Source organism: Oleiphilus sp. HI0132, assembly GCF_001635845.1.
Genome location: NZ_LWGJ01000395.1, coordinates 1 through 890, shown reverse-complemented (window position 1 = coordinate 890; position 890 = coordinate 1). Strand labels below are relative to the sequence as shown.

1 protein-coding gene is annotated in these 890 nt (G+C 47.3%); it reads right to left on the bottom strand.

The features are described 5' to 3' along the window. Window positions 1–890, bottom strand: an 890-nt coding sequence (locus tag A3766_RS04915; protein ID WP_197479329.1) for an esterase-like activity of phytase family protein, incomplete at both ends; no start/stop codon positions are given.

Below are 890 nucleotides of genomic sequence, written 5' to 3'. Positions count from 1 at the left end.
CCCCAAGCGCGCTGAATTGCTACATAGACTGAACCGTTATATTCAGTGATGCCTTCAAAGCCGAAGCGTACTTGAATATCATTCACTGATTGTGGCAGTGTGATAACTTCTTCAATGACGCCATTCGCATCGGTTTTGAATATGAAGTTCAAGCTATTGATTGGTCGTCCTGCATCCCCTTGTGTACCTGAACCTTCAGAAGCAACCCAGAAACCGCCATCGCTGGCAACGGCTATACCTTCAGGGTCAATATTGACGCTGTTGTCATCATTGATCAGTAGCGCTAGGTCTGCTTCATCGAAAACACTGACGCGTGTTGCATCGTCAGCATCAACCGAATCATCTGCCAAAACGCTTCTGGAAATGGCTGCAAAGATATTATTGCTATCTTTGATTGTGACTTCCTGGTTCAGCTGAGCGGGTGTGGTGCTGACGTCAATACCGAAAATACGACTTTGACCATAGAAGCTGTCTTCGATGGAATAAAGCATGTTTTCATCTGTTGGGCTTGCTGCCAAACCAGATAGTGCGCTCCAAGGTATGGGTGTCTCATCGACTCGATTAGTTGACTCGATTGTTGGGTAGCTTGCATCTGCGCTAGAGCGCTGATAGATATTCAATGCCGCACGGAACTTATCACCACGATCATCTTTTTCACTGGCGACAACCAGTAGGTTTCTATCAGGGATAGCCAAGCCACCTTCAGGGCCCACACCCGCAGGTAGGGTTTGCTTGTATACAGGCTGCTCTGGGTTACTGACATCGTAAACAAATACTAGGTTAGCACGTTCAGAGTTGACGAATAAGTAAGGCGTACCACCGAAGCTAGCAACTTCGATATTCTCAGGCTCGTTACCTTTGTTTCCAGAACGAGCATCTGGGTAGTGGCC